Here is a 22,476-nt window from a genome sequence, read left to right as displayed (position 1 = left end):
ATACACTCCCTCATCCATGCCCCAGGCCGGTTCGCGCGATCCGTTCATTTCCCAGCTCACGGACCTCTGCGCGGCAGCACCCACGCGCGCCAAGTGGGTGTTTGTGCCCACCCACGCGATTGGCCGGATGCTCGGCGACCGGCTGGTGCTCGAGGGTCGCGACTGGGCCAACCTGCGGTTCGTCACGCCCCTCGACATTGCCACCCGAATGGGCGCGCCGTTCCTGGTGGAGCGCGGCATTGATCCATCGGAAGAAGGTCTCGGGCCCGCGCTGATCATGCGATTGCTCCTGGATCTTCCCGGGCAGCCGTCGTACTTCCGCCCACTGGCCCATCACCCGGCCATGGCACAGGCGCTGTGGACCACGATTCGGGAACTGCGGATGGCCGGCGTGAGGCCGGTGGATCTGGTGGCCACCGCGTTTGGCTCGCCTGACAAGCACGCGGAGATGCAGGCGCTGTATGGCGCCTACGAGGCGTTCCTGTCTACGAGCGCACGTGGTGACATGGCTACTGTCTACGAAGAGGCGCTGCAGCACCCCGGTTGGTGCCCCATTCAGCCACAAGACTGCTGGACCGAGATGCCTGCTGCCGCGTGGACGCCGTTGCAGCGGCGGCTGCTCGATGCGTTGCCGGGCGAGCGAATGGCACCGCGGTCGTTCGAGTTGCCTGGTGCCGCGACTCCGAGGCGACTTGTGAATGCGGTCCACGAGTTTGTGGCGCCCGACGCCGCATCGCCACTGGCGTTCCTGCAGGCTCCGGTCCCTAAAGGGTTGCCCCCACAAAAGCCTACCGGCTCGTCCCCACGTCAGAAGGTCCATCTGTTCCACGCGGGTGGGCGAGAGGCGGAGGTGGAAGAAGTGTTCCGCCGCATTCTCGACGTGGGCTGCCCGCTCGACCAGGTGGAAGTGGCCTGCGCGTCAGCCGACTACACCGTGCTGCTGTGGGAGAAGGCGTGCCGGCACGAGTGGCCCGTCACGTTGTCCTCCGGTCTCCCCGCGACGCTGACCCGGCCCGGTCGCGCATTGGTGGGCCTTGGCGCCTGGATCGAAAGCGATTTCGCGGCCGGCGACCTACGCCGCCTGCTGCAGTCCGGCGACGTCACGCTCGGCGATGGCGACCTCTCGCCGGGGCAGGCCGCTCGCGTGCTGGTGAAAGCCGAGGCCGCCTGGGGCCGGAAGACCTACGAGTTGTCTCTCGGCAAGCTGTCCGCCCGCTATCGCTTGCGCGCCGCCGACACCGAACTGCCAGACGAACAGCGCGACGCTGCCACCCGCAACGCCGCGCAGTCGGATCAACTGCTGGCGTGGGTGACGTCGTTACTGCGCAGCATTCCGGAACCGGATGCGACCGACCAGATCGAACTCCAGCACCTCGTCGATGGCGTGAGCGAGTTCATCGAATCGTGTGTGGCGAAGACCAGTGCACTGGATGGCGCCGCAGCCATCGCGTTGGCCAGTGCCACCGCCGAGTTGAAGGCACTGGGATCCTTCAGGTGCACCCTGATGGAAGGACTGCGCTTCATCAACGAGCGCGTGGATGGACTCCACGTCGGCGCCGACCGCGCGCGCCCCGGTCACCTCCACGTCTCGGCGCTCGCACAGGTGGGCTACCCCGGTCGCCCACACGTGTTTGTCGTCGGCCTCGAGGAAGGCCGGGTGTTCCCGTCGGCCACCGAAGATCCGGTCCTGCTGGATGTTGAACGCAGCCGGATCAGCCCGCTGCTCCGGCTGTCGAGTGATCGCAGTGAGGAGGCCGTGTCTGCCGTGCTCCATCGCCTGGCGGCGACCAGCGGCTCGGTGTCGATCACGCTCAGTTACTCCTGCCGCGATCTCCGAGAGTTCCGGCAGACGTTTCCGTCGTGGCTGATGCTCCAGGCGCATCGCATTGTGAGTGGCCAGCCCGAAAGCTCGTTCCCGGACCTGTTGAAGGCCCTGGCCCCCCCCGCGTCCTGCGTGCCCGCCAACGACTCGTCTGCGCTCGGCGAGGCCAGTTGGTGGCTCCACGGGCTGAAGCGCGCCGGGCTCTCGGGACGCGCCTCGGTGCTTCAGCAGTACGCCGCGCTGCAGCAGGGCCTGCACGCCGACGACCAGCGCGATTCGGACACCTTCACCGAGTTCGATGGGTTCGTGCCGGATGCCGGCGCCTATCTCGACCCGTGCACGCGTGACGCTCCGGTGTCGGCCACACAACTGGAGAAGGCAGCCGAGTGTCCCTTCCGCCACTTCCTGGAACGCGGCCTGGGGCTGGTGGCGGTGGACGATGGGGGGCGCGATAGTGATGTGTGGCTGGACCCGCTGACGCGCGGTTCGTTGCTGCACGCGCTCTATGCCCGCTTGATGCGGCGAAGTCGCGATGAGCAGCGGCGTCTGTCGATCAAGGACGACCTCGCGTTCAGCGCGACCATCACCCGCGACGAGTTGGACAAGCTGCGCGTCGAGATGCCGCCGCCGTCGCAGGAGGTGTTCGACCGCGAGTTCCAGGGCTTCATGGACGACGTGGTGCTGTTCGTGACGGCCGAGGACGCCAGCGACGCCAGCCGAACGGCGGTGGGATTCGAAGTGTCGTTCGGCCGGCCCGGCAGCGAAGAAGGCGAACCGCTGGCGCGCAAGGAGCCCATCGTCATCGACCTTGGCGGAGGACTCAAGTTCCGCCTCGCCGGACAGATCGATCGCATCGACCAGGTCGGCGACGCGTGCTTCGAGGTGATCGACTACAAGACCGGCGGCTATTTCGAGAAAGACTGGGCCGGCATCACCTCGGGCGGGCGCAAGCTGCAGCATGCGCTTTACGGCCTGGCCGCGGCCGAGCTTCTCAAGCTCCGCGTGAAGACTCCCAAGGTCACGCACGGCACCTACTACTTCACCAGCGCCAAGGGCGGGCAGGAGCGGCGAACCATCGACGCCATGCCAACAGCGAAGCTCACATCCGTGTTGTCTGACCTCCGCCAGGTGATTGCCTCGGGCCTGTTTGTGCACGCGCCAGACGAGTCGGCGTGTAAGTGGTGTGACTTCGGCAACGCCTGTGGCGCGAGGGTCCAGGCCAGGGCCGGAGCCAAGACGAGCGCCGATGCCGGACTCGAGCCCTATCGAAGGTTGGCGGCCCATGAATAGTGAACTGGTCGACAAGCAGTCGCGCGACACCATCAAGACCGAGCTGGCGTGCAACCAGCTCGTGGAGGCGGGTGCGGGGTCGGGCAAGACGCAGATGATGGCCGAGCGCATGGCGGCCGGCGTGGCGAGCGGCGCCTACGAGGTTCAACACATGGCCGCCGTGACGTTTACGCGCAAGGCTGCCGCCGAACTGCGCGGTCGCTTTCAACTCGCGCTCGAGAAGGAACTGAGGGACGCGGCCGGCGATGCCGAGCTCGCCGCACGGGTGCGAGCCGCGCTCTCGCACATCGAGCGCTTCTTCGCCGGCACCATCCACTCGTTCTGCGCACACTTGCTGCGCGAGCGTCCGGTCGAAGCAGGTGTGTCGCCGGGATTCACGGAGCTGGACGAGGTCGAAGACACGCGGCTGCGGCGCCAGAGCTGGCGCGACTATCGCAGCCAGTTGAAGTCGGCCGGCGACCCGCTGATCCTGGAGATGCTCGACATCGGCGCCCGTCCAGCCGATTTGGACTCTGCCTTCGATACGGTGTGCCTCTACGAGGAGGTGGCGTTTCCATGCGGAACGGCTGGTGTCCCTGACGCCACGGCCGCGTGGGCGAAACTGGACGCGTTCTGGGCGGCGCTCCAGAAGAGACTGCCGTCGAGACTTGATCCCGCGACGACGTGCAAGACCCAGCAGTGCGCCGGCAGGTTTCGCCGGCAGTGGGGCGTGGCGCAGATGCATCGCGGCGAGGCGCGCACGGTCGTCACGCTGCTCGAGACCTGGGACTTCGAACCCAAGATCGTCCAGTACTGGTGGGCAGACGAGCCCGCTGCCAAGAAGAAGATTGCCGCAGAGATCAAGGCGCTTCATGAACCGTTCAGGACCGAGGTCGTTGAGCCGTTCCTGCAAGCGTGGCGCCAGTATGTCTATCGACTGAGCGTCGCGCTGCTGTCACGTGCCCGCGACTACGCCGCCGCGGAACGCCGCCGGCTGAACACGCTGAACTACGGCGACTTGTTGCAGTTGGCGGCCGGGGTGTTGCGCAACAATGCCGATGTTCGCCGCGCGCTGGCTGATAAGTATCGCTGGCTGTTCGTGGACGAGTTCCAGGACACGGACCCGGTCCAGGCCGAGATCATGATTCTTCTTGCCTCAGACGGGAGCCGGGAGTCGGGAGTCGGGAACCGGGCCGACTGGCGGACCGTGGCCCTGCGCCCGGGCGCCCTGTTCGTCGTTGGCGATCCCAAGCAGTCGATCTATCGCTTCCGGCGCGCCGACATCGACATCTACAACGAAGTCCGTGCCCGGCTGGAAGGCATGCCCAACGGCAAGGTGGTGTCGCTCACGTCGAACTTCCGCTCGGCCTCGGAGCTGTGCGAGTTGGCGAACGACGTGTTCTCGACGCCGTTCCCGGCGACGCCGTCCACGCACTCGCCGATGTTCGCGCGACTGGAGCCGGCACGGACGAAGCTGACGGGGCAGCATGGTCTGTTCACGCTGACGACGCCCGACACCGTGGACAAGTCGGATATTGCTGCGCATGAAGCCGCCGCGATGGCGCGCTTTGTCCAGGCGGAGGTGGCCGCCGGCCGCCGGACCTACGGCGACTTCCTGATCCTGCTCCGCAAGAAAAAGGACATGGAGGTGTACGCCCGCGCCTTCGAGGACCAGCAAATTCCAGTGGAGGTGAGTGGTGCCGGCGCGTTTGGCGACTCGGAGGAGGTGCTGCAGCTGGCGTTGCTGCTGCGCGCCATCGCCGATCCCCAGGATGGCGTGTCGCTCGTCGGCGTGTTGCGTGGGCCGTTGTTCGGCGTGAGCGATCGCGACCTGTTCGCCTATAAGCAGGCGGACGGCTGGTTCAGCATCTTCGCCGAGGCTCCGAAGTCCGATCAGGACGCCATTGGTCGCGTGTCGTCGGCATTGTCGTCGCTGCGGCAGATGCATCGGTGGACCCAGGTGATGCCGATTGCGGCGGCCGTGGAGCGCATTCTCGAGCGCACCGGTTACCTGGCTCTGGCCGCCACCACTCCCGGCGGCGTCGAAGCCGGCGACCTCATTCACGCCGTCGACCGCATCCGCTCGATCGTCGAAGACGGCTTCACGCTTGCTGATGCCGCCGACGCGTTGCAGCCCGACGCGGATGAGTCGAGCGATGTCGAGTCCCTGCCGCTGGAGCCCGGCCGGGAGGACGTGGTCAGGTTGATGAACCTGCACAAGGCGAAGGGGCTCGAGGCGCCGGTGGTGTTCCTGGCCAATCCCTGTAGTGGTGTGTCGCCGCGAGTAGATGTCCGCGTGGTGCGAGAGGCCGACAAGGCTCACGGCTACTTCCAGATCAAGCGCGAGTTCGGAAAAGGCGAGAAGGTGGTGGCCGAGCCTGCGGGCTGGGATCAGCATCACGACGACGAGTTGTTGTACATCCAGGCGGAAGAGCAGCGATTGCTTTACGTGGCCGCCACTCGCGCGAAAGACATGCTGGTGATCAGCCGGTGGGCCAAGAGCGCCGGTGGCCGGCGGCCGTGGGAAGTGTTCGACCAGTTCTGCGGCCAGGCGACGGAGCTGAGCGTACCGGCCATCGCGAGTCCACCAGTCACGCAGGTGGTCGATCTGTCGAAGGGCGCTGCGGCGGCCGCGGTCACCAACGCCGAACAGCGACACCTGCACGCCATGCGAGCGTCGTGGGCGGCGGCCACGGTCAGCACGGAGACCAAGCACCTGCCCAGGCCGTCGCCGCAGGCTGAGGCGGACGACCCGACGGGCGTGATCACCGCCGATACTCCAAGCCGCCGAGTCGATGCCGGCACGGCATGGGGCAGCTTGATCCACGGGCTGCTTGAACACGCCCTGCGGCACCAGGACGTGACGGCCGCCGACCTGAGGCGACTGGCGCTGTGGATGACCATGGAGACGCCCGACCTGCGGCCGGTGATCGATGATGCGGTGGCAACGGTGCAGGCCATGTCGAGCAAGGAGTTCTGGGCGGAGGCGAAGGCATCGAACGAGTGCCACGAAGAAGTGCCGTTTGCCCTCAAGGCCGCCGGGGACGGTGCCGGCGTCCCCAAGGTGATCAACGGGACCATCGACTCGGTCTACCGAACGGGCGATGGTTGGAAGATTGTCGACTACAAGACCGACATCGACGTGAGCCCGGCCATGCTCCAGGCGCGGTATTCGGACCAGTTGAAGGCCTACGCGGATGCCTGGAAGAAGTTCACCGACGCCAAGGTCACATCGGCGATCGTGCAAACGCGTGTGACTGGGGTCTGACCCCAATCCACCATTTGGTGAAAAAGGGGGTCAGGCCCCACCTGCATCATTGAATGGAGATCGCGATCGTGTAGTTCTGCGGAGAGAACGAGAAGCTGTCGACCCAGATCTTGAAACTTTCGCCGGATGTTACCGTGCGGGTGATTCGCTCCGTGGCCGCCACGCCATCGGAGGCCGCCAGTATTTGACACGAGTCCGGCGGGTAGGCGTTGCACGACGAGTTGGTCAGGTATAGGTCCAGGTCCGCCGTTGTGCCCCAGCTCAGTGTCAGTGTCATGTTGCCGGACCGTGGGATGCTCAGCGGATGCTGCACAATCCCCAGTGAGCTCACAGTGCCAGTAACGGTCTGGTTGTAAGGTTGCGGCGTCGCCGACGGGGCGGTCGGGCTGCTGCTCCCGCCACCACACGCAGATGCGAGAACACACAGGGTCAAGATCACTGCCTTCATCAATTATCCTCCGCAGAAATCGTGGCGCCCGCCTGCGACAGGGTGGGTCGCAGGAAGGCGGGCGATCTGCGGGTGTGAACTGCGACCTGAGCCGTCGCAGTGGCAGCAGACGATGGGGACTGGAGGTGGGCACGTTCGCCCGCACCACCAGGAGGGTTCACTTTGATCTATCGCGCTGCAACACTTGTGCTTTCGCTCGCCGCCTTCACGTTTGCCGCCACGCCCGCCACCGCGCAGAACCGCGGCTCCGTTGGCGGTCAGGCCGGTGTCACGTTCCAATCTGAGACCGCCACTGTGTTCGCCGGGGAGTTCACCGTACGACTCGCGCCGGTGGCCGAGATCTACGGCTCGGTGGGACGCATGCAGGACGCCATGCCCAGCGAGATTCAAGACATCTTGAATTTTGTGGATAGCTCCCTGAACGCATCGGTGCCGGCCCTTTACGGCATCAGCGGCGTCCGGCTCGGCCTGTCTGAGGGGTCTGTTCGGCCTTACGGGATTGCCGGCGCCGGTCTGGCCCACCTCGCCGGCAAGTTCGAGTACGCCGGTCGCGATATCACGAGCCTGGTCGAGGACGAGATCGGTTACTCGCTGACTTCGACCGAGTTCGCCTTCGAGTTGGGCGGAGGCGTGATCATTCCGGCCGGTGCCAAGGCGTTTATCGATACCGGCTATCGGTACATGCGCATCACCGGATCCGACATGAACGTCTCCCGTGTCTATGGCGGGTTCGGCGTTCGCTTCTGACTGGCCGCGAGGCCGGGCCCGCCCGGCCTCGCGATTCCTACGAACCGGTGCTCAGTGTGACCCTGGGTGTCGCAGTCGTCACCGACACTGGGGTCATGCATCTCCAACCCGATCGCGCGCTCGTTCCCCCCAACACTCCGACCGTCCGCTACCTCCACGTGCTGATCAGCGCTCCACCGCCGCCAAAGGCCGCCGGCGCGGTTCGTACGCCGGTGGACGTGGCCCTCGTGCTCGACCGCTCCGGCTCCATGGACGGCAACAAGCTGACCATGGCCCGCGAGGCGGTCACCCACGCGATCCGATTGCTGAAGCCAGACGACCATCTCGGCGTGGTGTGTTACGACGAACAGGTCACGACCGTGCTGGACCGCACGCCGGCGACGCCCGAAGCCAAGGCGCTGGCAACCAAGCGCTTGAAATCGGTGGATGCGCGGGGGTCAACCGACCTGCATGGGGGCTGGCTGCGTGGCGCCGAACTGGCCCGAGCCGCGGAGCCGCGTGGCGCGTTGTCGAAGGTGCTGCTCCTGACCGACGGCCTCGCGAACCACGGCGTGGTCGATCACGGTGAGATGATCGCGTCAGCGTCCCGACTGCGCCAAGAGGGCATCGTGACGTCGACGTTTGGTGTGGGCGCCGACTTTGACGAGGAGCTGCTGTCGCGCCTCGCCACCGAGGGCGGCGGCCACTTCTACTTCATCGAGAAGGCGAAGCAGATTCCAGACCTGTTTGCCAGTGAGCTGGGCGAAACGCTGGAAGTGGTGGCACGCGAGGTGGTGTTCGAGGTGGCGTGCGACCCCGGCGTCGAGGCCATGGTCCTGAACGAACTGCCGTCAGGGCAGGCCGACGGCCGGCTCCGCGTGCAGTGCGGCGACCTGGTGGCCGATCAGGAGCTGGTGCTGATTGTCGCCGTGGCCTTCAAGGGCGCGTCTCCCGAAGGCGCGCAACTCGGCGTGCAGTGCCGGGTGTCGGATCGCGATCACGTGCTGTTCGCTGAGCCAGTGCCCGTGACGTGGCGGTCGGTGGCGGCGCTGGAAGACAGGAACCAGCCCGTGAACCGGGACGTCCGCCTGGCCGTGGCCGCCATGCTCGCCGAACGGGCCCGCTCAACGGCGCTGGCGGCGAATCGGCGCGGCGACTTCGACGCGGCCAAGCGGATCTTGCGAGAGATGGTTGACGACCTGCGCGCCATGGCGCCGGGTGACAAAGGCGTGCTGGCGCTGATCGACCAGTTACATCACGACGAAGTCGCGTTCGCCGAGGTGATGACGCCGCTGGCTATGAAGGGGCGGCACTTCGACGCTTACCGGATCGCCCATTCCCGGGAAGCGGGAGGGACGGCGCGCCGGAAGAAGCGACCGGAGGAATGAACGTCGACTCGAACTTGAGCCGCGGCACATAGAACTCCCGCGCATCGTCCAGCATGTCGAGGATCTCGTGGGCGAGCGAGGCCGGGGCCGTGACGCGCACGTGTGGACCCCAGCTCAGGATCCAGCCGTGCAGGGCCCAGTCGCGTGACACCTTCAACCCGAGGCGCAAGCCATTGTCGGGCAGTTCTTCGATCTGCTGGGACTTGTGCCACACCCGCTCGCGCACATAGGGCGCGACGCGGGCCGAGAACTCCAGGATCACGCGCTCGGGCTTGCCGTTGCCCAGGCCAAGCGACGGCTCGAAGTCGTCGTCGCTCACCGCCTTGACGGGCGTGAACGACTGCTCGGTGATGCGGATGGTCTTGATGCGCTCGACCGCGAACATCCGGACCTCGTCGTACTCGGGCACGTAGGCGCGCAGGTACAGGCCGCCATCCGAGTACTCGACGACATACGGATGAACGACGTAGTCCTTTTGCCGGTTGCTGCTGACGGAGAAGTAGCGCATCTCGGCCGCCTTGCGCCGGGTGGAGGCCTCGATGATCTTGGCCACCATCTCGTTGTAGCCGGCCGACACATTCTTTCGCGGCTCGGGCCTGACGCGCACGACGTTGGGGAGCTCGTCGAGGAACTGGCGGCTCTTCGGCGACAGGGCGCGCTGCACTTTCTTCAGCAGCGAGTTGAGGCCGGCCTCGAACGGCGAGCCGGTGAGCGTCAGCAGCAGGGCGCGGCTCATGTAGAGCGAGCACACCTCGGTGACCGACAGGCCGGCGTCGGTCAGCGACTTGAGCGGCAACTGCATCACCCGCCACACGGTCTTGCGGTCACGCTTGGCGTCGACGAGGGGGAAGCCAGCCTCTTGCAGGGCCGCGAGGTCGCGCCAAACGGTTCGCTTGTTGACGCCCAGTTCGGCAGCCAGTTCGTCGACGGCACGGCCGTGGGCCAGGCCGTCGAGGTGAAGCAGCAGCTTCCACTGGCGGATCACTTCGGCGTTACGAGGCATGTCCGTGGAGTTATCGGCTCCAGCGGGTCAATAGTTCAGGAGGATGAGAATGGGGGCCTGACCCCAATCATCCATTCGCTTACGCAAACCGTAAAAGGGGAGCAGGTCCCTTTTTACCGCCCGCCGGCGCCCGCGGTGGACTTGCTGCCGGGCAGCACCGCTTGCCCGCGGCGCGTCTCGTCGAGCGACAGCGCCAGCACGCGCATGGCTTCCTGGTCGGCATGGAAGCCCATGGAGTTCTCGGCTTCGATAAAGTCCAGCAGGAACTGGCCGCGCCGCTGCTGACGCCGCGGCGCTTCCAGTTCCGCGTCGGTGGCGCCGGCGGCTTTTGCGGTCTTGATGTCGGCGATCAGCGCCATCAGCGCATCCATCGCGATGTTGCGCACGCTGTAGGTGCGATCCTGGATGGTCTCGACGCGCTGGCGCAGATCCTCTTCCGACCAGCGATGACACGTCTGGCACGCGCGATTGATGTTCAGCAGCGGACTGCGGACGTGGTGATCACTGATCTTCATGGCACCGACGCGCTGGTACGGCATGTGACAATCGGCGCAGGTCACGCCCGACTTCGCGTGAATGCCCTGGCTCCACAGCTCGAACTCGGGATGCTGCGCCTTGAGCGCCGGTGCGCCCGACTCGGCGTGCGTCCAGTCCTTGAAGCCGTTCTCTTCGTAATACGCGAGAATCTCGTCGGCCTTCAGGCCCTTGTCCCAGGGATAGGTCAGCCGCTTCTCGGGGCCCTTGAAGTAGTACTCGACGTGGCATTGTCCGCACACAAACGTGCGCATCTCCTGCGCCGTGGCGTCGCGATTGACGTCATAGTCCTTGATCCCCCGCGCCGCCTTCACCTTGACGATGCCCTCCATGAAGCCGGGACGGGTGATCCGCAACTGCATGGTCGCGGGATCGTGGCAATCGATGCACGCCACCGGATGCGTCACCTTGGTGCGCGCCTCCTGGTACTTCATCTGGTTCATCACCTCGAAGCCCTTGATCAGATCGCCGCCACCCAGCTTCTTGTACGGCACATACACCGACGCGTGGCAGTGCATGCAGGTGCCCGGCTGCTGCGTGACGCCTTGCCGCTCGGTATAGGTCTGGTCATCGAGCATGTACGCGTGGCCCCGCTCCTCGCGGAAGTCGGTGGCAAACGCATAGCCGGCCCACATGGTCTTGAGCCGCGGATCCTCTTCCAGCCGCGACTGGGCGACGATGCTGCGCGGGTCGGCCTGGGTGGGCGTGCGCGGCACCGCCTCGCTGCCGCCGTAGCGCGTGCGCACCTGGTCCACCGTCCGGAGGTAGCTGTCGTACTGCATGGGAAAGTTCCGGCCCCACACTGCCGGATCCTCGGTCTCGTCGTCGAGCTGCACGACGGTGAAGAACGGCGTCTGCGCCTCCTGCTGCCGCGTGAAGATGTTGACCAACAGCGCCGTCACGAGAACGGCCGCGGCGGCCGACAACAAGGCGACGGCGATGGGGACGGAAATGAGTCGCTTCATTCGATGTGTCCTACTTCGTTGTGGCACGACGTGCACGTCACGCCGCCCTTGCCAGTGTTGCTGTGGGCGCGGTCAATCGAGGAGGTCAGCTCGGTATGGCACTTGCGGCACGACTGCTCGGTGATGTCGTGATTGCGCGGCGTGATGCGCAGCGGATCCGGATAGCCGCCGGTGGTGAAGTAGAACGAGTGCCAGAAACCGTTTTGCGCCTTGGTGATGTATTTCGGCACCAGCCCCGCGGGCGTGTGGCAGTCGTTGCAAACCGCGACCGACCGATGACTCGAGCGCTGCCATGCGGCGAAGTGGTCGCCCATGATGTGGCAGTTGGCGCACGCCGCCGGGTCGTTAGTGAGGTAGGAGTAGCCCTTGGCGTAGACGAACGTGTACGTGCCGATGCCGAGTGTGACGCCAAGGAGAAGGGCAGCCACAATCGCAACCCGGAATCGTGTCATGGGATGTCTAATCTACTACGCTTGGCACTGGACGGCAGCAATCTCGCTACGCTTGCGCTTGAACACGCGAACCCAGTCGGCGACGGTCACCTTGCGCCTGCGGCCATCGGCCCCGGTGATCTCTTCCCCGCGCTTCTCGATCTGCGACACGGTGAACAGGTCGCGGATCTGCCGATCGCTGAGCATCGCGAGCCGGCGCGACAGGAAACGGCGTCCCGCTTCGCTGATGCGGGGATCCTCGAGGCTGCCGGTGAGCGAGCGCGGCAGGTCGCCGATGCAGCGCTGTCCCGCCTTCCAGACACCGGCGCTGTCCCAATCGGCAAGGATCATTTTGCTACTGTTGAGGCGGGTCGCCTTACCGAAGGTCGCGCCCAGGTCCTTGATCACCAGCCACGCCGCCGGACAGGTCTCGTTGCCCTCGGCGTCTTTCCGGGTGCGGCCCTGTTCGCACACGAGCTCCTGCTGATCCGGCTTCGAGTCGGAATGCTGGATGAACACGGCGAGCAGCTTCAACGCATCCAGGTGTGCGCGCGTGGCGCCGCCTTCGCGTGGGCGGACCTGATCCAGCTCGGGCCACGCCCAGCCTTCGTAGCCAGGCACCGCCACCTTCTTGCCGCGAAGGTCGCGCTCGATCACGGCCGGATCGAACACGCGCGTCGCGACATCGGTAGGCGGCTTGCTGCGCCAGTCGCTGGCGCCGACGGCAAACGGATCGACCGGGCAATTGATGCAGGTGACGCGCGTCGGCAGCATCGTGTCGGCCTTGAACCCCAGTGCCCAGAGCAGCCGGCTCGCCGCGACCTCGGCGTAGACCTCGCCGTTGGCCTGCCCGTACTTCACCTTCACCTCGTCGCCCTTGGCGATGGCGCACTGAAACTTTGGCGTGTTGCCAGACAGCGGTTCGTCAGGATGCACGTAGGTGCAGGTGGTCTCTGCGCCGACGCGCTCGGCGGCGGGCAGTGCCGGGCCCTTGATCAAATCGAGCGACGAGGTGTTGACCGACTGCCAGACGCGCGCGCGCTCCATCACCGCGCGGCGCTCTTCGACGCTCAACTGCTTGAGCGTGCGCGGCCCTCCGGGCGCCTTGATTTCCGGCGGCGGACCAAAGCGGCCACTGGCGCATCCGGAGAGCGCCAGCCCAACCGTAAAGACAACCACGCAGGTGCGAATCACACTGCCAACAGATGCACACCGCATGCCATACGACCCGCCGAAAATGCGGCCGGTCGCGGGGATTATTCCTGAGGTTGTGGTCAGAAATTACCGATTTTCGAGCCATTTTCTTGGCATATTTGATGCTCCTTTACGGGGATATCACCATCCCAGGAGCTGAGGCCATGAGGCATTTCAGTCACGTGCTTTGCCCAATTGATTTCTCCGAAACGTCGGTGCGAGCCACCACCTACGCCAGGGCCTTTGCCAACTGGTACGGCGCCACCCTGACGCTGCTGCACGTGGTGCCGACGCTTGGTAGCGCCATCGAGCCAGTGGTGGGCCTGGAGGAGGCCGAGCGCATCCTCCTGGCCACGTCGCGGGACGACGTGTTGGCCGAACTGCGGCGGCTCCCAGGCTCGCCGGTCGAGGACGATCGCACGTCGCTCATCGCCGACAGCGGCGTGGTCCACACCACCATCCTGCGTCATGCCTCGACCTTGCCGGCCGACCTGCTGGTCATGGGCACGCACGGCCGCTCGGGGTTCAGCCGCCTGTTTCTCGGCTCGGTCACCGCACGGGTCGTGCGCAACGCGCCGTGCCCGGTGCTGACCGTGCCGCCGGCAACCGGCACCGCTACCGCACTGCCGGTGGTCTTCAAGAACATCCTGTGCGGCGTCGACTTCTCGCCGGCCTCGCTCGCCGCGCTGAAATGGGCGCTCGAACTCGGGCGGCAGTCGGGCGGGTGCGTGACCGTGCTGCACGCCATCGAGTTCCTGCACGAACGGGAACCCAGCCCATTCCTGGACGTCGACCTGGCGAAGTACCACCGCGAGGCCATCACGCGCGCCGGCGAGTGGCTGCACGCGCGGCTGGCGGGCGAACCGCAAACCTGGTGCGCCATCAACGAAGTGGTCGTGGTTGGACGCGCGGCGCAACTGCTGCTGTCGCGCTCGGCCGATGGCGGCGCCGACCTGATCGTGGTGGGCGCGCAGGGCGCGGGCGGCATCGAGGTGATGCTGTCCGGCTCAACCAGTCAACCGGTGCTGCGCGGGGCCACGTGCCCGGTCCTCAGCGTCCCCGCGTAAGCCGCGGCCGATGATCTGGCTTCAGTTCCTCGCCGTGGCGCTGGTGATCGTGTTCGCGGGCGTGCGCCTGGCGCGCTACGGAGACGTGCTCGGCGAGAAGATGGGCTTCGGCCGCAGTTGGGCCGGTCTCGTCTTGCTGGCGGCCACCACCAGCCTGCCGGAATTGATCACGGGCTTCGGCGCCACGGCGCTCGCGCCGCTCCCCAACATTGCCATCGGCAACGTGCTGGGCAGTTGCATGTTCAACCTGCTGATCCTCTCGCTCATGGACGCGGTTCAGCCCGAGCCGATCAGCGCGCGGGCGCATCAGGGGCACGCGCTGTCGATCGGGTTTGGCCTGTTGCTGATCTCGGTCGCCGGCCTCGGCCTGCTGGCCGGCGCGCGCTTGCCGCCGCTTGGCTGGATCGGCATGTCGACGCCCATCCTGATCGTTCTCTACTTCGTCGCCATGCGCGTCATCTTCACCCACCAGAAGCAGACGATGGCGCGTGAGAGCAAGGAGGTGGCCGAGGAATTGAACTACGCTCAGGTGCCGCTGCGCACCGCCGTGCTGCACTACGCGGTGGCCGCCCTGCTGGTGGTCGCCGCCGCGCTCATGCTGCCGCAAATTGGCGCCGAGATCGCCCGCCAGACTGGCCTGGGCGATGCCTTTGTCGGCAGTTTCTTCATTGCCATCACCACGGTGCTGCCGGAGATTGTCGTCTCGCTGGCGGCCGTGCGCATTGGCGCGATCGATCTCGGGGTTGGCAACATTCTCGGCAGCAACCTGTTCAACCTCCTGATCCTGGGCCTCGATGATGTGTTCTACCTCGGGGGACCGTTGCTGGCGGAGGCGTCGCCGAGCCACAGCGTGGCCATCGTCGCCATCGTCGCCATGAACGGCTTGTTCCTTACGGGGCTGACGTATCGCGTGCTGACGAAGAGATTTGTGGTCGCCTGGGACACCGGCGCCATCGCCGCGTTCTACCTCGTCGCGGTCGCGCTCACCTACCTGCTCCGCGGCTGAAATCAGGTGATGCGGAAGTTGCGCATCATGCCCATGTCCTCGTGCTCGAGGATGTGGCAGTGATAGAGGTACAGCCCAGGGAAGCTCGAGAACGTCGCCTGCACGCGCACCGTTTCACCCGGCAGCACCAGCACGACATCGCGCCACCCGCCATCGGCCAAACCCTCGCGCAGGGCGTTGTTGGCCGCCCCACTGCGCTGCAGCACGCGGAACTGGCGGCCGTGCATGTGAATGGGATGCGCGGCCTGCATGCCCATGCCGTTGGGGAGGTTCATGAACTCCCAGACGTGCGTGGATCCCGCGGCGACGGTTTCTTCGGGCGCCACCTGCGTCATCTCGAATGTGCGGCCGCCGAGCAGCCACTCCATGCGCTGGAACACGATCGGCACCTGGCGGATTCTTGCCCCGGCACCGGCGGTCCACGTCGCGTCAAACGTTGATAGCCGCCCCGGCACCGAGAAGGCCACGCCGGCGCGCGCGCGTGTGCGCAGGGTCATCACGCGCAGCGGAGCGCCGTTCGCCGCGCCGCCCATGCCCCGGCCCATCCCCATCATGCCGACCACACCCGCATCGGCTTCGGGATAGGCCTGGCTGTCGAGATGAAGATCGGTGCCGGCGGCGATGCCGGTGAGATCGACCAGCAGATCGGCACGCTGCCCGGGCGCCAGCGTCAGCACCGACTGGCGAACCGGCTGCTCCATCAGGCCGCCATCACCGCCGATCAGCGTCATCTTCACGTCGCGGCTCCACGCCAGCTTGTAGATGCGCGCGTTCGATCCGTTCAGCAGCCTGATGCGCTGCCACCCGGCATCCACGTCGATGACCGGCTGCGGCCTTCCGCTCACCATGACGCGGTCGCCGAGGAAGCCGTTCGTCATCTCCATCATGTTGTCGCCGCGGAACACCAGCTGGTTGCGCGCGTCGAACAGGCGATCCTGCAGCACGCACAGGTGCTCGGCGCTTCCTGATGGCAGGCCGAGCGCGTCTTCTTCAGCATCGTGGACGATGAACAGGCCCGCGAGCCCGCGATAGACCTGGGCGCCCGTGCGCATGTGGGGATGCGGGTGATACCAGTACGTGCCGGCGCGATTGATCACCTCGAACTCGTAGACGTAGTCGCGGCCGGGGCCGACGGCGAAACGCGGATGCCCGTCGGCGAGCTCCGGCACGTCGAGACCGTGCCAGTGGACAATTGAGCTTTCCGCAAGCTGGTTGCGGAAGCGGATGCGCACCTTCTGCCCGCGGCGGACGTGAATCACCGGACCGAGATACGAGCCGGGCAGCACCTGCAGGGTGGTGGCCGGACCCTTGGTGACCTGGCCGGTGAATCGCCACACGCTGGTGGGCGCCCCGGTCAGGATCGACGCCTCTCCCGAGGCGGCGGCCAGCGTGAACTCGACATCGGGCGTGAACCCGGCCGACGGGAGCTGGCCGAACGGCGCCGGCGCGCCGGCGGCGTAGGCCCGCCCGGTTGCGCCGGCCAGGGCAGAGAGGCTGAGGAAGCGAAGCAAATCTCGTCGATGCATGTCGATACCAGCTGCAATGTTCAGGCCGCGGAGCATCCAGGCTACAGCCCGATTTGGGGGCATCGCGGGGTGAATATGCAGCGACTCACGGGGGATATTCCCCTGGCGCACCCGATCGATCGGCGAAATTTCAGTAAACTAACCGGTACGCATCGTGCACCTCAGCAAGGATCCATGAGTACGCCCGCGCCCCTCTCGCCAGACGCCCTCGAAACGCTGCGGGTTCGTAGCGACCGCAAGCTCATTCAGGCCCTGCTGCTGACGATTTGCATTCCGACGGGCATCTTCGCGGCCATCGACTTGATGGGCATCCGGCCGGGCGCCTCCAGCCTTGAGAGCCGGGTGCTGGTCCGCGCCATGACCCTGGCCCTGCCGCTGGGCGGCCTGTGGCTGCTCCAGCGCTCGCGCACGCGCGAGGCGCTGTCGCGCAACACGTTCATGATTGCGCTGTTGGTGGTGCCCGTGCTGATCGCCTTGCAGCTTCAGCAACCCCGCGGCTCGACCCTCGTCTTGACGACGATGCTGCTGATCCTGGGCGTCATGTATGGGGCCGTGCCCAACACGCTGATGCGACAGATCACGCCGCCGCTGCTGCTGTCGGCATTCCTCGTCGGGGCGCGCCTGTGGTGGCTGAACGGGCCATCCGATGCAGGCCTGATCGCCGACCTGGTGGTGATCGTGTTCCTGAACACCATTGGCGTTCTTGCGGTCCGCCGCCGGAGTCTGTTGCAGCACCAGGTCGCGGAGTCCTGGCAACTCGAGGCCGAGGCCCGCGATCGCGAGCGGCTGGCACAGCATCGCGCCGAGGACGCCACCCAGCAGCTGCAGGCGCTGCACGGCATCATCCCGATTTGCGCCAGCTGCAAGCACGTGCGCACCGATGCGGGCGAGTGGCAGCAGATCGAGCGCTACGTGCGCGACCACAGCGACGCGGAGTTCTCACATGGCGTGTGTCCCTCGTGCGCCCATCGCTTGTATGGAGATGTCCTTGACGATGGCGACAGAAGACGCCTCGAAGTCGCAGATTCTGCAATGAAAAAGGGCTAATTGGGGCCAGGCACCGTTACATTCACCACTTGAACGCGGTGACGGCAGCATGCGCCGACAGGCGCCGGTATAGGTTCCTGGCAATGACGACGTCCAGGTAGGGGACGTCGATGCGATGCGACATCTCGCGCGCGCCCGCGGTGTCGACCCGCACGCGCGCCATGGCGGCGCGGCGATCGAACGGCGTCTGGTATAGCGATACCGCCTGGATCTTGTTGACCCGCGCGAGCGTGACCTGCTTCCACAGCCACCCACTGCGCATCACTACCACCTCGTCTGTCTCCGACCACCCCAGGTGCGCGACATACTGCCGGGCGCTGATTACGGCCCAGGTGGACGCGAGCACCAGCACCCCGATCGCGCCCCAGCCGATCGCGAGACTGGCAGCGATCGTCAGGCCTCCCGCGACCACCAGATTCGGCTTCATTGCCCGGCGGAACGCGCGCGGGTGGACCGGATGCCACTCGAGCGACGACAGGTCGGCGCCCGGCACCACCTGCTCAATCAGGCCGGGCAGCGCCGCGACGCGAATCAGCGGCGCCAGCCACTCGCGGCCGCCGGCAGACGATGGTCCCTGGCCGGATCCGCCAGCGGTTTCGACGCGCACCGTCGCGCGATCCAGCCAGCGGTGCAGGGGGCCGGCCGACACGATCAACGTCTGCACCCTTCTGATCGGCACCGTCGTCGTCACCCGCGTGAAGAGTCCGTAGTGTGTTCGCAGGTCTTCGCCGATGCGCGTCAGCCGGAAGTCGTAGAGGCGCACGAATGCCCAGACCATGGACACGACGCGGATCGCGATCAGGAAGAACCCGAAGGCGGCGATCGCCAGTCCGATGTTGGCGATGGGCAGCGGGCCGCCATCGAAGATGCCTCGGAAGACCGAGCGGAAGAAGCCGCGGCCAACCGCCTCGCTGCCGCCGAACATCCGGCCCATGATGAGGTCGCCGAGGCCGGTTTGCCACACGACGCCGGCGCCCGCGCCGACGAGGACCATGCCCTTGTTCTCGAGGAACCCGCACAGCAGCAACTCGCGCAGCGGCAAGTGAACGAGCGTGTCGCCGGCCGGCTCAGGCACCGGCTCGGCGCCGGCCTCTGCAGGCAACCCCAGGAAGGGGTTGCCTCCACCGTTCGCCGACCGGGCGCTGAAGACGTGCTGGCGCATCTCGTCGAAGGCCGCGCGTGGCAGCACGCTCAGCCGCGCCTCTTCCTCCTTGCCGCCGCCGGTCTCGACGCGCACTTCGACCACGCCGAAGAAGCGATGAAACACGTTCTGCACGGCGTCCACGTTCTGGATGCGCGCGAACGGAATGTGGCGCACGTTGCGGAACACCAGGCCGGTGCGAATCACCAGCTCACGCTCGTCGTAGTGGAGGCGGAACGACAGGTAGCGGGCCACGCTGAAGATCATGGCGGGGACGAACATGACGAGCAGCCACGCTTCCCAGCCGGCCGGCACGCCGCGGACCATGCCGCCGTCACCGCCGGTCGATCGCGAGGCGCCGACGATCACCAGCACGGCGGGAATGGCAAACCGCTTGATGTGACCGGCCAGATCGAACAGCAGCGTCGCCGGGTGCAGGCGCTGTTCAGACGGCATCGCCCGCTCCCGACGGCAGCAGGTGCGCGCGGACGCGCAATGCGCGTTCGTGCGCGAGGCCCTCGAGCTCGACCTTCGCGTGATCGGTGCCGGCCGTGTAGATTACCAGCTTGCCGAGTCCATAGCGCCGATCGAGTGGGCCTTGGGCGACGTCGATGTGCTGCACGCGCGAGCGGGGCACATTGATCACGATTCGCCAGTACACGCCCTGGCGGATCTCGATGCCCTGGTCGTCGACGCGGTACGAGGTGTGCCGGTAGGCACGCACCGGCCAGCGATAGGCGAACACGCCGCCAAGCATGGCGAGGACCAGCCACACGAGCGACAGCATCATTCGCAACCACCCCGGGATGTCGTCTCCGGCGAGCAGCGCGATACCCAACCCCACCAGCGAGGCCAACAGCACCGCCGCAATGAACAGGCCGCCGGAAATGCGCTGCATGGGGATGACGCGGGGATCGAGTTGGTGGTCCAGGCCGTCGGCAACGCTGTCAGATTCGCTCACTGCTTGATTCTACGGAACTTGCCGGCTGGAAGTTTGACTCCCAAGCACCCTGGCACCCTGGCACCCTGGCACCCAGGCACCCATATACAATGCCCGCATGTCCGACTGGACCGCCGCGTTCACCTACGCTTTCCGCACCCTGCGCCGGCAGCCCACCTTCGTGCTGGTGTCGGTGCTGACCCTGGCGCTGGGCATTGGTGCCAACACCGCGATCTTCAGCGTGATCAAGACGGTGGTGCTCAACCCGCTGCCGTACGAGGATCCCGAGAAGATTGCCGTGCTGTGGGAGGTGAACCCCGACGGCAACCAGGGGCCGGTCTCGATCCCCACCTTCGAGGACTGGCAGCGCGAGGCCACGAGCCTGGAATCGCTGGCGGCGTACCGGCACGTCGACTTCTCGTACAAGGGGACCGGCGATCCGCAGAACGTCCCCGGCCTGCGCGCGACGCCGGACCTGTTCAAGGTCCTCAAGAGCAACGCGGCACTCGGCCGCACGTTCACCGCGGACGAGGCCGTCCCCGGCGCGGACCGCGTGGTGGTCCTGAGCCATGGCTTCTGGACGCGCGTGCTCGCCGCCGACCGCGGCATCATCGGCCAGGTGATTCAACTGGATGCGGTGCCGTTCACCGTGGTCGGCGTCATGCCGCCGGCCTTCGAGTTCCCGACCAGCACCAAGGTCGAGGTGTGGACGCCGCTGGCGTTCGATCCCAAGGACATGCACGGCCGATCGCGCCGGGCGCGGTCGCTGACGGTGGTCGGCCGCATCGCGCCAGGCAGCTCGGCGCAGCAGGCGCAGGAAGAAGTCACCGTCCTCGCCAGCCGCATTGCCGCCGAATTCAAGGACAGCAACGCCGGCTGGTCCGCGCGCGTCGTCGCCGCTCATGAACAACTGGTGGGCGCGTCGCGCCCGGCGCTGATGGTGCTGATGGGCGCGGTCGGGTTCCTGCTGCTGATCGTGTGCGCCAACATGGCCAACCTGCTGCTGGCGCGGCTGTCGAGCCGGCGGCGCGAGATGGCCGTGCGCGGAGCACTTGGTGCGAGCCGCTGGGAAATTGCCAAGCCGATCGTCGCCGAGAGCCTGCTGTTGTCGTTTGCGGGCGGTGTGACGGGCCTGCTCGCCGCCTTCGGCGGCCTGCGGCTGCTGTCGAACCTGCCCGAAAGCCAGCTGCCGCGCATGGACGGCCTGGCGCTCGACGGCGGCGTGCTGCTGTTCACGACGGTGATCTCGATTGGCGTCGCGCTGGCGTTCGGCCTGCTGCCGGCGCTGCACGCGTCGCGCCAGGACCTGCGCGACAACATGCAGGAATCGTCTGGCACCACCGGCAGCCCGTACGCGCGCCGCCTGCTGAGCGGGCTGGTGGTGGTGGAAGTCGCCCTGGCGCTGGTGCTGCTCGTGGGCGCGGGCCTGATGACGCGCAGCTTCTCGAAGCTGCTGGAGGTGAATCCCGGGTTCGACTCCACCAACCTGATCGCCGCGCGCGTGCTGCTGCCGGCCACCAAGTACCAGCGCCAGACGCAGGTGCGGTTCTACGAGGATGTGATCGAGCGGATGCGCCGCGCGCCCGGGGTGACCAACGCCTCGGCGGTGTCGGCCATGCCGCTGCACGACGTGGGCGCCGCCGGCGCCCTGCCGTTTAACGTCGAAGGACAGCCGCCGCCACCCACCGAAGATCCGCTGGCCGACGTCCGCATTGTCGCGCCCGGCTACTTCGAGACCATGAAGATCCGGCTGATCGAGGGCCGCTTTCTCGACGAGCGCGATGCCGACGTGGGCCCGCGCACCAGCGTGATCAACGAGACCATGGCGCGCCGCTACTTTGCGGATCGCAGCCCGCTTGGCCTGGTCATCCAGAACCCCCACGGTAAGAGCCAGGTGGTGGGCGTGGTCGGCGACGTGCACAACCAGGGCCTCGACCGCGAGCCGCGCAAGCAGGTCTACCTGCCGATGAAGCAGAGCCCGACCGCCGGCATGGCGGTGGTGGCGCGCACCAACCAGGACCCGATGACGGTGGCCAACACCATCCAGCGGGTGATCTGGGAGGTCGATCCGGGCCAGCCGATTTACGAACTGAGCACCATGGATCAGATTCTCGCGCGCGCGGTGTTCCTGCCGCGCCTCAGCACCACGCTGCTGGCGCTGTTCGCGGTGGCTGCGCTCCTGCTGGCCGCGCTCGGCATCTACGGCGTGCTGTCGTACTCGGTGTCGCAGCGGACCCGGGAGATTGGCCTGCGCATGGCGCTTGGCGCCTCGGGCGGCAACACCGTGGCGCTGGTGGTGAAGAGCAGCGTGGCGCTCGTGGCCATTGGCGGCGCGGTCGGCCTGGTAGCCGCCAGCCTGCTGGCGCGCTCGATGCAGGGCATACTCTACGGGGTCGGGCCGTTCGACATCCCGTCGTTTGCCCTGGCCGCGACGGTCCTGATGATTGCCGGCGTGGCCGCCAGCGTGCTGCCGGCGCTGCGCACGACGCGGGTAGATCCGATGATCGCGTTGCGGGAGCAGTAGCCTCACGGGGGTTCAACCACGGGAGTTCAACCACGAAGGTTCAAGCACGAAGGTTCAAGCACGGAGGTTCAAGCACGGAGGTTCAAGCACGGAGGTTCAAGCACGGAGGTTCAAGCACGGAGGGTCGGCTTGAACCCCCGTGATAGCACCTTCGGCTTGAACCCCCGTGATAGCACC

16 protein-coding genes are annotated in these 22,476 nt (G+C 66.6%); 8 read left to right on the top strand and 8 right to left on the bottom strand.

Annotated features, from left to right (window positions below; all coding sequences use genetic code 11):
* The first annotated feature begins 16 nt into the window (after positions 1-16).
* Both Q8T13_17020 and Q8T13_17015 read left to right on the top strand, forming a co-directional pair.
* Entirely contained in the window at positions 17-3,112 is a 3,096-nt protein-coding gene (locus Q8T13_17020; GenBank protein MDP3719467.1) for a PD-(D/E)XK nuclease family protein, read from the top strand.
* Positions 3,105-6,359, top strand: coding sequence for a UvrD-helicase domain-containing protein (locus Q8T13_17015; protein ID MDP3719466.1), 3,255 nt, complete (start codon positions 3,105-3,107; stop codon positions 6,357-6,359). The genes Q8T13_17020 and Q8T13_17015 overlap by 8 nt, the downstream gene beginning before the upstream one ends.
* Positions 6,360-6,405: 46 nt before the next feature.
* Here Q8T13_17015 and Q8T13_17010 read toward each other — a convergent pair whose 3' ends face one another.
* The gene (locus Q8T13_17010) at positions 6,406-6,807 is read right to left on the bottom strand and encodes a hypothetical protein (GenBank protein MDP3719465.1); all 402 of its coding nucleotides are present in this window, start codon (positions 6,805-6,807) and stop codon (positions 6,406-6,408) included.
* A 186-nt stretch (positions 6,808-6,993) separates the two neighbouring features.
* Here Q8T13_17010 and Q8T13_17005 point away from each other — a divergent pair, with 186 nt between their 5' ends.
* Together Q8T13_17005 and Q8T13_17000 are read left to right on the top strand one after the other, a co-directional pair.
* Positions 6,994-7,554 (top strand): outer membrane beta-barrel protein, encoded by a 561-nt coding sequence (locus Q8T13_17005; protein ID MDP3719464.1) that lies wholly within the window; start codon positions 6,994-6,996, stop codon positions 7,552-7,554.
* Between the two features lie 95 nt (positions 7,555-7,649).
* The gene (locus Q8T13_17000; protein MDP3719463.1) at positions 7,650-8,921 is read left to right on the top strand and encodes a VWA domain-containing protein; all 1,272 of its coding nucleotides are present in this window, start codon (positions 7,650-7,652) and stop codon (positions 8,919-8,921) included.
* Here the strand turns inward: Q8T13_17000 and Q8T13_16995 are convergent.
* From Q8T13_16995 to Q8T13_16980, 4 genes are all read right to left on the bottom strand, one after another.
* Positions 8,830-9,924, bottom strand: coding sequence for a WYL domain-containing protein (locus Q8T13_16995; GenBank protein ID MDP3719462.1), 1,095 nt, complete (start codon positions 9,922-9,924; stop codon positions 8,830-8,832). The genes Q8T13_17000 and Q8T13_16995 overlap by 92 nt on opposite strands.
* A gap of 113 nt (positions 9,925-10,037) precedes the next feature.
* Positions 10,038-11,423: an ammonia-forming cytochrome c nitrite reductase subunit c552 gene (locus tag Q8T13_16990; protein ID MDP3719461.1), complete on the bottom strand. Its 1,386-nt coding sequence runs from the start codon at positions 11,421-11,423 to the stop codon at positions 10,038-10,040.
* A complete protein-coding gene (nrfH, locus tag Q8T13_16985; GenBank protein ID MDP3719460.1) occupies positions 11,420-11,875 on the bottom strand; it encodes a cytochrome c nitrite reductase small subunit in 456 nt (151 codons plus the stop codon). Before nrfH ends, Q8T13_16990 begins: the two co-directional genes overlap by 4 nt.
* A gap of 15 nt (positions 11,876-11,890) precedes the next feature.
* The gene (locus Q8T13_16980) at positions 11,891-13,033 is read right to left on the bottom strand and encodes a hypothetical protein (protein ID MDP3719459.1); all 1,143 of its coding nucleotides are present in this window, start codon (positions 13,031-13,033) and stop codon (positions 11,891-11,893) included.
* A 179-nt stretch (positions 13,034-13,212) separates the two neighbouring features.
* On the opposite strand from Q8T13_16980, the gene Q8T13_16975 reads away from it, so the two are divergent.
* Positions 13,213-14,115 carry a universal stress protein gene (locus Q8T13_16975; protein MDP3719458.1) on the top strand — a complete coding sequence of 301 codons (903 nt, stop codon included), beginning with the start codon at positions 13,213-13,215 and terminating at the stop codon, positions 14,113-14,115.
* Between the two features lie 10 nt (positions 14,116-14,125).
* Positions 14,126-15,121 (top strand): sodium:calcium antiporter, encoded by a 996-nt coding sequence (locus Q8T13_16970; GenBank protein ID MDP3719457.1) that lies wholly within the window; start codon positions 14,126-14,128, stop codon positions 15,119-15,121.
* 2 nt (positions 15,122-15,123) lie between these two features.
* On the opposite strand, the gene Q8T13_16965 is transcribed toward Q8T13_16970, so the two are convergent.
* Positions 15,124-16,647, bottom strand: a complete 1,524-nt coding sequence (locus tag Q8T13_16965) for a multicopper oxidase family protein (protein ID MDP3719456.1) — start codon at positions 16,645-16,647, stop codon at positions 15,124-15,126.
* 174 nt (positions 16,648-16,821) lie between these two features.
* On the opposite strand from Q8T13_16965, the gene Q8T13_16960 reads away from it, so the two are divergent.
* Positions 16,822-17,694, top strand: a complete 873-nt coding sequence (locus Q8T13_16960; protein ID MDP3719455.1) for a hypothetical protein — start codon at positions 16,822-16,824, stop codon at positions 17,692-17,694.
* A 22-nt stretch (positions 17,695-17,716) separates the two neighbouring features.
* Here the strand turns inward: Q8T13_16960 and Q8T13_16955 are convergent, their stop codons facing one another.
* Together Q8T13_16955 and Q8T13_16950 are read right to left on the bottom strand one after the other, a co-directional pair.
* On the bottom strand, positions 17,717-19,291 hold the full coding sequence (locus Q8T13_16955; GenBank protein MDP3719454.1) for a PH domain-containing protein: 1,575 nt from the start codon (positions 19,289-19,291) through the stop codon (positions 17,717-17,719).
* Positions 19,281-19,796 (bottom strand): PH domain-containing protein, encoded by a 516-nt coding sequence (locus Q8T13_16950; protein MDP3719453.1) that lies wholly within the window; start codon positions 19,794-19,796, stop codon positions 19,281-19,283. The genes Q8T13_16955 and Q8T13_16950 overlap by 11 nt, the downstream gene beginning before the upstream one ends.
* A 97-nt stretch (positions 19,797-19,893) precedes the next feature.
* On the opposite strand from Q8T13_16950, the gene Q8T13_16945 reads away from it, so the two are divergent.
* Positions 19,894-22,299 carry an ABC transporter permease gene (locus Q8T13_16945; protein MDP3719452.1) on the top strand — a complete coding sequence of 802 codons (2,406 nt, stop codon included), beginning with the start codon at positions 19,894-19,896 and terminating at the stop codon, positions 22,297-22,299.
* Positions 22,300-22,476 lie beyond the last annotated feature (177 nt).

The sequence above is a fragment of the Acidobacteriota bacterium genome (genome assembly GCA_030697165.1).
Lineage (GTDB): Bacteria > Acidobacteriota > Vicinamibacteria > Vicinamibacterales > UBA2999 > 12-FULL-67-14b.
Note: the sequence above shows the minus strand (reverse complement) of the source record. Positions and strands in the feature narration are given on the sequence as shown.